The organism is Polynucleobacter sp. (assembly GCF_030693775.1).
Lineage (GTDB): Bacteria > Pseudomonadota > Gammaproteobacteria > Burkholderiales > Burkholderiaceae > Polynucleobacter.
The window spans coordinates 697,018-711,307 of record NZ_JAUXZY010000004.1 but is presented as its reverse complement, the minus strand read 5'-3'; the positions used below and the strand labels follow the sequence as shown (position 1 = coordinate 711,307).

9 protein-coding genes are annotated in these 14,290 nt (G+C 51.7%); 4 read left to right on the top strand and 5 right to left on the bottom strand.

Going from position 1 to position 14,290, the window contains the following annotated elements:
• Positions 1-4: 4 nt before the first annotated feature.
• Complete coding sequence (locus Q8M75_RS06365; RefSeq protein WP_305487493.1) at positions 5-2,599, top strand: [protein-PII] uridylyltransferase; 2,595 nt, start codon at positions 5-7, stop codon at positions 2,597-2,599.
• Here Q8M75_RS06365 and Q8M75_RS06360 read toward each other — a convergent pair.
• The 4 genes from Q8M75_RS06360 to smc form a co-directional block, all read right to left on the bottom strand.
• Entirely contained in the window at positions 2,596-3,114 is a 519-nt protein-coding gene (locus Q8M75_RS06360) for an NUDIX hydrolase (protein WP_305487490.1), read from the bottom strand. The two genes, Q8M75_RS06365 and Q8M75_RS06360, sit on opposite strands and share 4 nt — an antisense overlap.
• A 104-nt stretch (positions 3,115-3,218) precedes the next feature.
• Complete coding sequence (ligA, locus tag Q8M75_RS06355; RefSeq protein ID WP_305487488.1) at positions 3,219-5,240, bottom strand: NAD-dependent DNA ligase LigA; 2,022 nt, start codon at positions 5,238-5,240, stop codon at positions 3,219-3,221.
• 9 nt (positions 5,241-5,249) lie between these two features.
• A complete protein-coding gene (locus Q8M75_RS06350) occupies positions 5,250-6,284 on the bottom strand; it encodes a cell division protein ZipA C-terminal FtsZ-binding domain-containing protein (protein ID WP_305487486.1) in 1,035 nt (344 codons plus the stop codon).
• A complete protein-coding gene (gene smc / locus Q8M75_RS06345; protein ID WP_305487484.1) occupies positions 6,285-9,806 on the bottom strand; it encodes a chromosome segregation protein SMC in 3,522 nt (1,173 codons plus the stop codon). It abuts the gene before it with no gap.
• A 175-nt stretch (positions 9,807-9,981) separates the two neighbouring features.
• On the opposite strand from smc, the gene dapD reads away from it, so the two are divergent.
• Genes dapD through prmB form a run of 3 tightly spaced genes read left to right on the top strand, consistent with a single transcriptional unit; the run spans position 9,982 to position 12,876 of the window.
• Positions 9,982-10,809 carry a 2,3,4,5-tetrahydropyridine-2,6-dicarboxylate N-succinyltransferase gene (gene dapD / locus Q8M75_RS06340; RefSeq protein ID WP_305487482.1) on the top strand — a complete coding sequence of 276 codons (828 nt, stop codon included), beginning with the start codon at positions 9,982-9,984 and terminating at the stop codon, positions 10,807-10,809.
• A gap of 2 nt (positions 10,810-10,811) precedes the next feature.
• Positions 10,812-11,963, top strand: a complete 1,152-nt coding sequence (dapE, locus tag Q8M75_RS06335) for a succinyl-diaminopimelate desuccinylase (protein ID WP_305487479.1) — start codon at positions 10,812-10,814, stop codon at positions 11,961-11,963.
• A gap of 4 nt (positions 11,964-11,967) precedes the next feature.
• Complete coding sequence (gene prmB / locus Q8M75_RS06330; RefSeq protein ID WP_305487477.1) at positions 11,968-12,876, top strand: 50S ribosomal protein L3 N(5)-glutamine methyltransferase; 909 nt, start codon at positions 11,968-11,970, stop codon at positions 12,874-12,876.
• A 43-nt stretch (positions 12,877-12,919) separates the two neighbouring features.
• On the opposite strand, the gene radA is transcribed toward prmB, so the two are convergent.
• Entirely contained in the window at positions 12,920-14,287 is a 1,368-nt protein-coding gene (radA, locus tag Q8M75_RS06325; RefSeq protein WP_305487475.1) for a DNA repair protein RadA, read from the bottom strand.
• Positions 14,288-14,290: the final 3 nt, after the last annotated feature.

Sequence of the window (14,290 nt, the reverse complement as noted above, 5' to 3'; positions counted from 1 at the left end):
ATCCATGCGTACGGCCAAACAAAATCAAGTTGCAATCAGCAATGGAGCCGAGTTGCGCAGTGCGCGTGAAGCAGCGTATGCGGAGTTTCAAGCCCACCAAGGCGTCGACAAACTAAGTAAGCAACTGAGCAATATGAGTGACGTACTGCTCATGAATTTGTGGTCGCAATGCGAATTGCATGATGATGCCGCCCTGCTTGCGGTCGGCGGCTATGGTCGTAGCGAACTCTTTCCCTACTCCGACGTCGACATCTTGATTTTGCTACCTGACCACGAATCAGAAACGCTCTCGACTCGCGTGGAGCAATTCATTGCGCAATGCTGGGATGCGGGAGTGGAGATTGGCTCGTCTGTGCGCAATAGCGCCGAGTGCTTATCGGAAGCAGCCCAGGACATTACGGTGCGCACCTCATTATTGGAAGCGCGCTTCTTAGGAGGGAATCGCAGTCTATTTACGAAATTCTCCAAAGCCTATTGGAATGCCATGGATCCCAAGGCCTTCTTCCAGGCTAAATTGCTTGAGCTCAAGCAACGCCATCAAAAATACCAAGATACGCCCTACTCCTTAGAGCCCAATTGCAAAGAGAGTCCAGGCGGCTTACGCGATATCCAAATCATTACCTGGGTCAGTAAAGCGGCGCAGTTTGGCAATGGCTTTCAGGATCTGTACAAAAAAGGGGTCATTACTCGGCGCGAGCTCACCGAAATTAAGCGCAATAAGCGCCTTCTCGAAACCATTCGCGCTCACTTGCATTTGCTGGCAAAACGCCGACAAGATGTGCTGGCATTTGATTTACAGGCGCCACTCGCAAGCGCTATGGGAATTGAGGCTGAAAGCAATCGCGCCGCAAGCGAAGCCATCATGCGTCGCTATTATTGGGCCGCAAAAGCCGTAACCCAGCTCAATGATGTGCTGTTGCAAAACATTGAAGCATTGCTCTTCCCGCAAGAATCAAAAACAACCCACGCTATTCCGGGGGAAGAGAACCAATTCTTTATTGAGCGCCAGGGCTTACTCGATATCACCGATCCCATGCTTTACGAGAAACACCCCGAGCAGATTCTCAGAACGTTTTTAGTCTTTACCCAATCACCCACCTTAACGGGCCTCTCTGCAACCATTTTTAGAGCGCTCTACAACGTGCGCAAACGCATGGATAGCCAGTGGCGTAAAGATCCTGCGAACCGCGCGCTGTTCATGGAAATCCTTAAGCAGCCAGACGGGGTCACGCGCGCCTTTCAGCTGATGAACCGAACCAGCGTATTGGGTCGTTACTTACCTGCCTTCCGAAAAATTGTCGGGCAAATGCAGCATGATTTATTTCACGTCTATACCGTAGATCAACACATCTTGATGGTGCTGCGCAATGTACGGCGCTTCATGATCATGGAGCATACGCAGGAGTTTCCTTACTGCAGTCGCTTGATTGCCAACTTTGACAAACCATGGCTCATTGTTTTAGCTGCCCTCTTTCATGACATCGCTAAAGGCCGTGGCGGGGACCATTCCGAGCTGGGCATGCGCGATATGCGGCAGTTCGCTAAAGACCACAGCCTTAGCAAAGCCGATACCGAGCTCTTGGTTTGGCTAGTTGCAAAGCATCTGAAAATGAGCCAGGTGGCGCAAAAGCAAGACATCTCCGATCCCGATGTCGTTGCGCAGTTTGCCAAAGAGATGGGCGATGAGCGTCATCTGACTGCGCTCTATTTGCTCACCGTTGCCGATGTCAGGGGCACTAGCCCCAAGGTATGGAATGCCTGGAAAGCCAAGCTCTTAGAAGATCTCTACCGAGCCACCTTGCGCGTACTGGGTGGCGCCAAAACCGATGCCACATCCGAATTAGCCCAGCACCAAGAAGAATCCCGGCGTAATTTGCGCCTGAATGGCATTGAGGATGAGGCCTATGCTGACTTATGGCAAAAATTGGATGTTGCCTTTTTCTTACGCCAAGATGCTGGCGATATTGCCTGGCTAACTCGGCACCTCTTTAATCGCGTCGATAGTTCAGAGCCCGTAGTACGCGCTAGATTATCGACCGTAGGCGAAGGCTTGCAAGTCGCTGTCTATATGCCGGATCAAGCGGATCTCTTTGCGCGCATCTGTGCCTACTTTGAGCGCCACGGCTTTTCTATCTGGGATGCCCGCATTCATACAACGCGGCATGGCTATGCCCTAGATACCTTTCAGGTCACTGGCATGAATCGCTTAACCGAAACCGGTAGTTACCGCGACCTCATTCAGTTAGTGGAATACGAACTCAAGACGGCGCTTGAAAAAACCGATCCGCTACCCCAGCCCAGCATGGGTCGTCTGTCCAGACAGTCCCGCAGCTTTCCAGTACAAGCCAGGGTCAATATGCAACCCGATGATCGCGGTCAGTACGTCGTGCTATCCCTATCGGCAAGCGATCGTACTGGGCTAATCTATGCAGTGGCACAAGTCCTTGCAAAACACCGGGTATCGATTCACACCGCCCGCATCAACACCTTAGGCGAACGCGTGGAAGATGTATTGCTACTGAACGCCGCAGAACTGAGCAAGAATCCAAAACTACAAATTCAGATTGAAACTGAAATCCTGGATGTATTGGCCAGCTAACACTTATTAGCACTAGCTTGTAACAATTCGTAATAAGCTTTAACCGCCCTTTTAGTTCGGACATCCGTAACAGCACTCTGCTCGCACCATCTCCACTCTATTGCCTCGACCGTATTAACCATTCGAGATGGTTTCAGAGCAAAACAAAGATCAATATGAATATGCTCAGGTTCTTTTTTGGCGGGATTATTCGGAATCGTATGAACATCAACATCGACAAGAGAATTCTCCTGCCAAACTAATTCACATAAAACACCAGTTTCTTCTTGGGTCTCGCGTATAGCAGCAGACTCTGGCGTCTCACCCTCATCAATATGACCACCTGGTTGAATCCAAAGCCCCAAATAAGGATGACGAACTAAAAGAACCTTATCAAACTCTATAACCAAGCCGCTAGCAGTTATATGACCATGCAAATTAGAGCGCCTAAAGGGATTTGGTGAATTTAAAATTTGACTCACCACGGCGTCATGTGGAGTGACTAAAAAATTTAAATTTAGATATGTATTTGGCATCACAGAATCGTAATGAAATCATTCTCTCAGAGCGACCTGATTCTTCTGTAGGAAATGGCTGACGACTCAATTGCCTATCAATTTAAGCTAGGGGCACTACTATCTCAATCTTGCGCAAGCAAGCTCAGCATCGCTGCTTCGTCAATCACAGCTACACCAAGCTCTTCTGCTTTGGTGAGTTTGCTGCCCGCGTCATCGCCTGCCACAACATAATCGGTTTTTTTAGAAACAGAGCCTACTACTTTGGCACCGGCGCGCTCAAGTCGCTCTTTTGCTTCATCCCGCGATAAGGTAGGCAGCGTGCCCGTGAGTACAAATGTTTTACCTGCTACGGCTGCGCTGACCTTTTTTTCTTCAACGCTGAGTACCATGCCCGATGCCAGCAACTGCTCGATTACCTCACGGTTATGGGGTTCTTGCATGAAGCCCGTGATTGAATCTGCCACAACGGGACCAACATCCCGAACCGTGAGCAGGTCTTCGCCTGTGGCGTCCATGAGGGCATGCATATTTTGATAGTGATTGGCTAAATCTTTTGCGGTTGTTTCGCCTACATGGCGAATGCCTAAGGCAAAGATGAAGCGGGCCAAGGTCGTGCTTCGCGATTGATTAATCGCCTCAATTAAATTATCCGCCGACTTCTCACCCATGCGCTCTAGGTTGGCCACTGCCGTAAATCCCAAGCGGTATAAATCGGCTGGAGTACGAACCAGATTATTGTCTACGAGCTGATCGACAATCTTTTCTCCAAGACCCTCAATATCCATGGCACGGCGATGCGCAAAATGGACTAAGGCCTGTTTGCGCTGCGCGCCGCAAAATAAGCCACCACTGCAGCGGGCAATGGCTTCATCTGCTACGCGCTCAATGTGCGAGTCGCATACCGGGCAGCGGCTTGGCATCTCAAATGCCTTAGTGTCATTCGGTCGACGCTCCAGCACCACCGACACCACTTCGGGTATCACATCGCCCGCACGCCGCACCACTACGGTATCACCAATGCGTACATCTTTACGCTTCACTTCATCTTCATTGTGGAGCGTGGCATTGGTCACGGTGACGCCGCCCACCTCGACTGGGGATAAGCGGGCAACAGGCGTAATGGCGCCAGTACGTCCCACTTGAACATCGATACCTAATACGGTTGTGAGCGCTTCTTGGGCTGGATACTTATGAGCTAGGGCAAAGCGCGGCGCCCTCGAAACAAAGCCAAGCTCGGCTTGTTCTGCAAATGCATTGACTTTATAGACAACGCCATCAATGTCATAGGGCAAACGATCGCGCTTGCTACCGATCTCCTGATAGAAGCTTAGGATATCGTCCACCGATGACAGAACTTTGCGTTCCGCACACACTGGTAAACCCAGGCTGAGGTATTGATCAAGTAATGCGCTGTGGGATTTTGGTAACCAACTTTGTGGCTCACATGCACCCACGCCATAGGCAAAAAAGGATAAAGGCCGTTTTGCGGTAATTTTCGAGTCCAGTTGACGCAGGCTTCCTGCAGCAGCATTGCGTGGATTAGCGAATTCTTTTTCACCCAGGCGGGCTGCCTCTTGGTTCATCTTGGCAAAATCAGCCAAGTACATAAAGACCTCGCCACGAACCTCAAGGACTGCTGGTATAGCGTTGCCTTGAAGGCGAAGAGGTATTGCTCGGATGGTTTTAATATTGGCCGTAACGTCTTCACCGCTACTGCCATCGCCGCGCGTTGCCGCTTGCACTAATAGGCCATTTTCATACCGCAGGGAAATGGCTAGGCCATCAAACTTCAACTCACCGGCATAAATAACCTGGGTATGTTGTAATCCCTCACGGCAGCGACGATCAAAATTGATTACCTCTGCATCATCAAAGGCATTATTGAGGGAGAGCATGGGTACGGCGTGCTTCACGCTCATGAACTCTTTTAATGCGGTGCCGCCGACGCGTTGCGATAGCGAGTCTGGCGTCACCCAATCGGGATGGGCTTGCTCGAGCGCAATTAACTCGCGATACAGACGGTCGTATTCACTATCGGGTAATAAGGGAGTATCAAGCACATAGTAAGCGTGATCTAAACGTGCCAGCTCGGATTGGAGCCAAGCGTATCGCTCCGCTGACTGCATCGGATCCGAATGCGGCATGCCCTATCCCTAATTAAATAAGCGCGCAGCAGTCGCTGAGCCAGCTGCGATACCGCTTTGCTCCAAGCGGCTATATAGACCATCCAGGTGTTGGCGAATCGCGATCACGGCATTCTCGGTCAGGTTAACGCCATTGTCATCAACTATACGACCCTGCATCGACTCAGCCACAGCCACACCTTCGGCCAGCATGCGCTCAAATCCCATTTGCTCCTGCGCCACTAAAGGAACCTCTAATAACAGTGAGATTCCGGTAATGGGCTGATTTGGATCCAAGCCATTACTCACAAACAAGACTTGGTTGTTGGAATAAAACACATAGGACCGATTATTGCTAGATAAAACAAAATGACGCTCAAGCATCAGCGCATCCAATTCAGCGCGCGTTTTTGCTTTGCCATCAAAAGCCACATTAATGCTGAGCTGAATATCGCTTTCTGCCGCAATCGCATCCAGCTCCTTGGCGTTCTCCATCATGGTGCTGACGCTGGGCATATCAATCTGTGCGCCCAATACGTCGGCTAAAGCCTGGCTGCGGGAACAAAAATCCGAGAGCTCCAGCACCCCGATCGGACCCTTGCGGCTGGCCAGCTGTATTGCGAGTTGCAGTTCGGCGTAATGGGCGTCCATTTCAATTGGCTCCCACTCACCCTCATGATCATCCGCTCGCAAGCCCTCGTATATCCAATGTGCCCCAAAGCGCGGCCAATCTGCGACCTCACTGATAATTTCACTTCCCTTAATGGGGCTTTCAAAGCGCAAGGTAATCACACAATCAATCCGCGGGTCGATTGCAAACCGAAGTGTTTCGGCAGGAGCCGCATTCATGGGCTCAGAAAATCCAGGCTCTACCCGATCGCCGGCGTAGTTTTGTCCAGACGCATCAGCAAATCCAGGCTCAATTTGGGTGTGCGCCTGGCGCTTGGCGCGTGCACTTCGCAAATTCAAGATTGCCACCAAGACTAAAAGCAAAATGCCAATGAGGCCTAAGGCAAATTGCAATTCCGACAAACCCAGCTTGGCTGCGATTTGCTCTAATCCCATTTAGGCGGCCTCGACCATGGATACCGCAGATGAAATATCCACTGCCACAATGCGCGATACACCCTGCTCCTGCATGGTGACGCCAATCAATTGGTGGGCAATTTCCATGGTGATCTTATTATGCGAGATGAAAACAAACTGGGTCTTAGCAGACATCCTAGCAACCATCTCTGCATAGCGCAATGTGTTGGCATCATCCAGCGGCGCATCAACCTCATCAAGCAAGCAAAATGGTGCTGGGTTCAGCAAGAATAAAGAGAACACTAGGGCAATCGCAGTTAAGGCCTTTTCCCCGCCCGAAAGTAAGTAAATCGAGCTATTTTTCTTGCCCGGTGGTTGTGCCATCACTTGCACGCCTGAATCCAAGATTTCTTCGCCGGTCATCACGAGCTCAGCGTGACCGCCGCCAAACAGCTCAGGGAAGAGGCGTCCAAAATGGCCATTGACCTGATCGAAGGTGCCCTGCAATAAATCACGGGTCTCTGCATCAATCTTCGCAATTGCGTCGGTTAAGGTTTGCATCGCCTCATTCAAGTCGGCTGATTGCGCATCCAGGAATGATTTGCGCTCACGTGAGCTGGCTAGCTCATCGAGTGCGGCCATATTGACTGGGCCCAGCGACTGAATTTCACTATTTAAGCGATTGACTTCACTTTGCAAATGCCCAACCTTGAGGTCACTACTGAAACGGGTTTCGAGGCTAGTGAGATCTGCTTCTGCATCGGCAAGCAAGGTCGCAAACTGTTCGAAGTTAAGACGAGCAGCTTGCTCACGCAATTGCAGATCCATCACTTTGTCGCGCATCGGCTGCAAGCTGCGCTCAATTAAGAGTCGCCCCTCATCCGCTTCACGCAACTGGTGCAGCAATGCATCTTGTTCAGTGCGGGCATTCGCTAAGGCTGCTTCGCGCTCGGCACGCACCACTAGTAGTCCTTGCAACTTCTCTTGGGCTGCCTCATCGCTGAGACCGGCAAGCTCTTGCTCGCTGGCAGCATATTTATCCTGAATCTCGATGATTTGGTCGCGTGCTGTGCTTTGATCCCGCTGCAAATCGGCAATGCGCTGCTGTAATGAACGGGTAGCAAAGGCTGCTTCTTGAGCCGCCATCTCCGCAGTACGCAAGTTCGTGCGCAACGTCTCGCGCTCTTCACTGGTGCGCGCTAGATTCGCTTGCGCACTCTCTAATTCAAGATGCAACCGCTCTTTGTCGGCCTGCGCCTGATCTAACTCAGATTGCGACTGCGCGCCATTGCTGTTGAACTGCTGCTGCTGCCCGCTAATTTCAGCCATCTCCGACTGAATTTGCGCAGCGCGCTGACTGTATTGCTCTTCAGCTTGCGTGAGCTGCATCTGCTCTACTTCAAAGCCATGGGCTTCCTGCACTGCATGTTCGGCATTGATGCGCGACTGCTCGGCTGCTTGGTGAGCCGCTTGGTAATTGGCGGCGCACTGATCAAGCTCACCTTGCAACTCGCTCTGAATTAAACGCTGCGCCTTTAACTGCTTCTCCAGGCTCTCCATTTCTTGAGCGCGGGCCAACATACCCGATTGCTCTGAATCGGCAGCATAGAGCTGTACGCCTACCCGGCTAACTAAATGACCTTCTTGGGTTACTAAGGTTGCGCCTACCGGCAACTTGTCCCGGCGGTGAAGTGCATCCTCTAGGTTATTAGCAATAAAGACAGCGCCGAGCCACTCTTGTAATACTTGCATGACGCGTGGCGCGCCCGCACTCTGAATACGCGACAGTAATAAGGTGAAGTCCGCGGGTGCATTGATCTGCGATGCAGGCAATTCGTCAGCCAATAAAATGGCTAGGCGACTCGGCGGTGCGTCTTTCGCTAAAGCAACCGCCTCTTCTGCATTTTTACCCGTGACCGCAGCAAGACGTTCACGCAAAACCGACTCAAGGGCAGTTTCCCAACCACTCTCGACCTTGAGGTCTTGCCATAAACGCTTGCTTTCCTTAAGGCCTTTACTTTCCAACCATGGCCCGATCTTGCCTTGTGCCTGCACACTGGCTTGCAGCGCGGTTAGGGCGGTAAGCTTAGCTTCGGTTTGAGCTAAATCTTGATTGGCTGACTGTATTTGCTGCTGCGCTTGGTTACGCGCCTCATCGGCTGCTGGCACACGTTGCTGCATTTCAAGCGCACGGGTTTTGGTTTCTTCTACCTTACGCTGCGCCATCACTTGACGATCAAGTGCCATCTGCAAGGCAGTCGCATCAGGCTTGCGCATGCTAGACAATTCGGCCTCTAAGCGCGCTTGACGCGCCCCAGATTCCTCGAGTTGCAAGGCAATGGCTTTAGCGCGCTCACCGAGGCTTGCCAAGCGTTGATCAATCGCAGCAACACTGTCACGTGTTGTATTTAACTGCGTAACAGCTGCTTGGTATGCCTCTTCGCGCGCAGGTAACTGCTCTTGCAGGCTTAAAAGTTCAATTTGTAAATTGCTTTCCTGTTCTGCGGCCAGGCTTAACTCCTGCTCTGCAGAACGCTGTGCTTGCGCTGCGTCGGTTTCTTGAACGGTCCAACGCTGCAATTGCGACTGCAGATCCTGAGTTTGCTGTTGTAGACGCAAACGCGCCTCCTGCACATACCGAATTTCCGCTTCAACCTGAGTGACATCGGCATTCGTTTGATAGAGCTCACCTTGTGCTTCGGATACTTTATCTTGCAAGGCGTACTGCTGCGTGCGCATTGCTTCGAGCTCAGCTTCGGCATGGCGTAATTTGGCAGTCTGTTCTTCGAGCTGGACTTGCGTATCGCGGATACCGTTGGCATGGCGCTCTTGCTCTTTGCCTGCTTCAGTTTGACGCACGAACCACAGCAATTGCTGCTGTGATTTCATTTCCACTTGCAATAGATTGTGGCGCTCTGCTACCGTAGCCTGGCTCTCCAGGCGCTCGAGTTGCTTTTCCAGCTCGCGCAAGATGTCTTGTACGCGCACTAAATTCTCTTGGGTATCTTCAAGGCGCGAGGCAGTTTCTTTGCGGCGCTCTTTGTATTTGGAAACGCCTGCAGCCTCTTCTAAAAATACTCGCAGCTCTTCTGGCTTGGATTCCAAAATACGGTTAATCGTACCTTGACCAATAATTGCGTATCCGCGTGGCCCCATGCCGGTGCCCAGGAAAATATCCTGAATGTCTTTACGACGCACTACTTGGTTGTTGACGTAATAGCTGGAGTTGCCATCGCGGGTGAGTACCCGTTTTACTGCAAGCTCTGCAAACGTGCTCCATTGTCCGTGTGCGCGGCCATCGGCGTTATCAAACAGTAACTCGACACTGGCACGGCCCGATGGCTTACGTAATCCAGATCCATTAAAAATCACATCTTGCATCGATTCGCCGCGCAATTCGCTGGCTCTGGATTCGCCTAAAACCCAGCGAACGGCATCAATAATGTTGGATTTTCCGCATCCATTGGGGCCAACCACACCAATCAGTTGGCCTGGCATCTCAAAATGGGTTGGATCGACGAATGACTTAAAGCCAGAAAGTTTGATTGATTTGAGTTGCACAGGGCGCTTTGCGGGGTAAAAAAGTCTGACTGGTTCAAGAAAAAAGGGGTAAATTCCGTGATTAGGATGATAGCAAGTTCACAAAGCTTTACACCGGAATTTTCCCCGCCGATATAATGATGTTTCGCCATTTAGGGCTAAAACCCCTTAACAATCTGATAGTTATCTAAAAAGCATGAGCCAATCACCACAAAGCGTTATCGAACAAGCCTGGGACAACCGAGCAAACCTCTCTGCAGGGGACATTTCCACTGAAATCCGCAATGCCGTAAGCGCTGTCATAGACGGCCTCAATCGGGGTCGAATTCGCGTTGCTGAGCGCCGTTCCGTTGGGCAATGGGAAGTTAACCAGTGGGTTAAAAAGGCGGTTTTACTGTCCTTTCGCCTCGAAGACAATAAGGTCATGCCAGCCGGTGGCTTTACCCAGTTTTACGACAAAGTACCCAGCAAGTTTGAGAACTGGACTGAGGCGGATTTCATCGAGGGTGGCTTTCGGGTCGTTCCTCCAGCTGTCGCACGCCGCGGCTCTTTTATTGGTAAGAATGCCGTTTTGATGCCCTCTTACGTCAACATTGGCGCATATGTCGGTGAAGGCACCATGGTCGATACCTGGGCAACCGTTGGTTCCTGCGCTCAAATTGGCAAGAACGTGCATTTATCCGGCGGCGTTGGTATTGGCGGTGTTTTAGAGCCGATTCAGGCTGGTCCCGTCATCATTGAGGATAACTGCTTCATTGGCGCACGCTCCGAGGTAGTCGAGGGCGTCGTGATTGAAGAAAACAGCGTTCTGTCGATGGGCGTCTTTATTGGCCAAAGCACCAAGATTTATGATCGCGAAACCGGTCAAATTCATTATGGTCGTGTGCCTGCTGGTTCTGTAGTGGTGCCTGGCTCACTCCCCTCCGCAGATGGCAAATACAGCCTCTACGCTGCCATCATCGTCAAGAAAGTCGATGCTCAAACGCGAGCAAAAACCGCCATTAACGAACTCTTGCGCGATTAATCATGAGCGCAGCGATTGAATTAACCAAAGCCCTGATTGCCTGCCGCTCGGTTACACCAGCCGATGGCGGCTGTCAGGATTTGATCGCTGATCGCTTAAAGGAATTGGGCTTTCATACGGAAAGTGTGGTGGGTGGTCCTAGTGATTTTCAGGTAACGAATCTGTGGGCCATCAAAAAAGGCACGCAAGGTGATGCTGGCAAGGTATTGATGTTTGCTGGCCATACCGATGTGGTTCCTACTGGCCCGTTGGAAAAGTGGGAGAGCGATCCATTTACCCCCACCATCCGCGGCGATTATTTATATGGCCGCGGCGCGGCCGATATGAAAACCTCCCTCGCCGGTTTTGTAGTGGCAACGGAGGAGTTCATCACCGCTAATCCGGAGCACGCCGGAACGATTGCTTTTTTAATTACCAGCGACGAAGAAGGCCCAGCCAACGATGGCACGGTGGTCATGTGCGAACGACTTAAAGAGCGGGGCCAACGGCTGGACTACTGCGTCATTGGCGAACCTACCTCAGTCAATCAATTGGGTGACATGATTAAGAACGGCAGACGCGGCTCCCTGTCTGGCAAATTGCACATCAAGGGCATCCAAGCCCATATTGCCTACCCTCACCTCGGTGAGAACCCCATTCATTTATCTGCACCCGCTATTCAGGCGCTAGTGAGCACCGAATGGGATCAAGGCAATCGTTACTTTCAGCCGACGAGTTTTCAGATTTCGAATATTCACGCAGGTACTGGCGCCAATAACGTCATTCCGGGTGAACTCACCATCGACTTTAATTTCCGCTTTTCAACCGAGAGCACGCCCGAGCAATTGCGTCAGCGGGTCGAGTCGATTCTGACCGAAGCTGGCCTGACGTTTTCAATTGATTGGGTTTTGGGGGGCAGTCCCTTCATTACTGGAGATGAAGCCTTGGCGAGCGCGCTGCGTAAGGCGATTCAAGATGAAACCGGTGTTGTTACCGAGCTCTCTACTACTGGCGGTACGAGCGATGGCCGCTTTATTGCCAAGATTTGTTCTCAAGTGGTTGAGTTTGGGCCCATTAATGCAACCAGCCACAAAGTGAATGAGTCTGTTTGCGCCGAGGACATTGTCCCGCTCAAGAACATTTACAAGCGCGTACTTGAGCAGTTGATCGCCTAAACCCATGGATCCAGAGCCTCAGTCGCAGAGCAATACCGTCGCCACCGTAGAACAAGCGATCGATCGGCTTGCGCAACACCTCGATCAGGCCAAACTCAGCTACGGGCACGGCGCAATCGACGCCCAAAGTGAGGCGTTGTGGATTATTAGTAAACAACTCCAGATCAGTCCAAGCGATACGTTAGATCAACTGCAGGCGCCACTCGATCACCGTCTTTATGACGCTGCCCTGGCAGTGGCCAATAAGCGCATTCAAACGCGCAAACCATTAGCTTACATTTTAGAAGAGGCATGGCTAATGGGCGTGCCCTTCTATTGCAATGAACAGAGTATCGTTCCCCGCTCGTGGATTGCGGAGCTAATTACAGAAGGCGCACTGGAGCCATGGTTACCTGCCGATGGTCGTGCACTTGATTTATGCACTGGTAATGGCTCCCTTGCCGTCTTGCTAGCCCTGTCCTGTCCGGATATTCATGTGAGTGCGTGCGATATCAGCGCGCCTGCATTAGCGGTGGCGGCACGTAACTTGGATCGTCACGGCCTGAGTTCTCACGTTGAGTTGTTCCATGGCGATCTTTGGAGCCCCTTGCCCGACCCCAATGATGAAAACCGCTTTGACTTGATCATCTGCAATCCGCCCTACGTCAATGCAGCCAGCATGCGCAATCTCCCCGCTGAATACCACGCTGAACCAGCCCTTGCTTTAGCTGGCGGCGAAGATGGCATGGACCTGATTCGAAAGATCATTGCCAATGCACCGGACTACCTGAGCGAGCGCGGTGCACTGGTACTGGAAATTGGCAATGAAGTGGAGCACTTTCATAAAGCCTTCCCGCAGATTCCGGTGATTTGGATGGACGTCTCTGCAGGGAACGAGCAAGTCTTACTAATCCAAGCAGAAGACTTGCGCTAAAGCGCGCTAATCAATAGCGCTGACAATAGTGCTAACAATATTGCTAACTGAGTTCGTTTGCAGCAGAAATAGCCTGATCAATGCGCTCTACCGGAATCACCCGCAAGCCGGGGATTTTGCTCTTGGGGAGATTGGCTTTGGGAATGATGGCAATCGTAAAGCCAAGTTTGGCAGCCTCTTTGAGACGCTCTTGGCCACGCGGGCAAGGACGAATTTCTCCCGCCAAACCCACCTCACCAAATACGATCAACTCCTTTGGTAAGGCGCGATTCCGAATCGACGATTGAATTGCCAGGAGGACAGCTAAGTCAGCCGCTGGCTCAGAGATCTTCACGCCACCAACGGCATTGAGAAACACATCCTGATCAAAGCAGGCTATGCCAGCGTGGCGATGCAATACTGCCAGCAGCATAGCGAGGCGATGCTGCTCGAGGCCCACTGCTAAGCGCCTTGGATTGGGAATGTGGGCCGTATCTACTAAAGCTTGGATTTCAACCAATAAGGGACGGCTACCTTCTTGTGTAACGAGCACACAAGCGCCCGGCACCATCTCCGCATGCTGCGATAAAAAGATGGCCGATGGATTAGAAACGCCCTTGAGGCCTTTTTCGGTCATGGCAAATACACCAAGCTCGTTGACTGCGCCAAAGCGATTTTTAATCGAGCGTACCAAACGAAACGACGAGTGGGTATCGCCCTCAAAATACAGCACCGTATCAACAATGTGCTCGAGCACCCGCGGACCAGCAAGATGACCGTCTTTGGTCACATGCCCCACCATCAGCATGCAAATGCCAGTGGATTTAGCGTAGCGGGTGAGCTGCGCAGCACACTCGCGCACCTGTGCAACTGAGCCCGGCGCAGAGGTTAAGGCATCGGAGTAGACCGTCTGAATCGAATCCACCACCACTACCTGGGGATGAGCAGCATCAATGGTGGTCAATAACTTTTCGAGTTGGATTTCCGCAAGAACTTCCAGCTGTGGCGCAGCCAATGCAATGCGTTTTGCGCGCAGCGCGATCTGCGCAGCCGATTCTTCGCCGCTGCTGTATAAAACGGAGACCCCAGCAGCGCTCATTTCTGCTAAGGCTTGCAACAATAGTGTCGATTTACCAATGCCTGGATCCCCGCCGATGAGTACGACACCACCCGGCACTAAACCACCGCCAAGGACGCGATCAAACTCGTCTACGCCAGTTGGCAATCGCGGCATATCCTCGGCCTTGATAGCCGATAACTTTTGACGGGGTACGGCTTGCGCCAAACCCTGAAAGCGGGCATTGGTCGAGGTCGATTCCGACAGGCTCTCTTCTAGCGTGTTCCAAGCCTGACAGGCAGGACACTGGCCTTGCCAACGGGGCGTATTGCCACCGCAAGCAGTACATACATAAATGGTTTTTGCTTTAGCCAAAAT

Excerpts from the sequence above, each read along its gene's own strand:
- Q8M75_RS06365 (WP_305487493.1), top strand. The coding sequence starts at position 5 with ATGCGTACGGCCAAACAAAATCAAGTTGCAATCAGCAATGGAGCCGAG.
- Q8M75_RS06360 (WP_305487490.1), bottom strand. The coding sequence starts at position 3,114 with ATGCCAAATACATATCTAAATTTAAATTTTTTAGTCACTCCACATGAC.
- ligA (WP_305487488.1), bottom strand. The coding sequence starts at position 5,240 with ATGCCGCATTCGGATCCGATGCAGTCAGCGGAGCGATACGCTTGGCTC.
- Q8M75_RS06350 (WP_305487486.1), bottom strand. The coding sequence starts at position 6,284 with ATGGGATTAGAGCAAATCGCAGCCAAGCTGGGTTTGTCGGAATTGCAA.
- dapD (WP_305487482.1), top strand. The coding sequence starts at position 9,982 with ATGAGCCAATCACCACAAAGCGTTATCGAACAAGCCTGGGACAACCGA.
- dapE (WP_305487479.1), top strand. The coding sequence starts at position 10,812 with ATGAGCGCAGCGATTGAATTAACCAAAGCCCTGATTGCCTGCCGCTCG.
- prmB (WP_305487477.1), top strand. The coding sequence starts at position 11,968 with ATGGATCCAGAGCCTCAGTCGCAGAGCAATACCGTCGCCACCGTAGAA.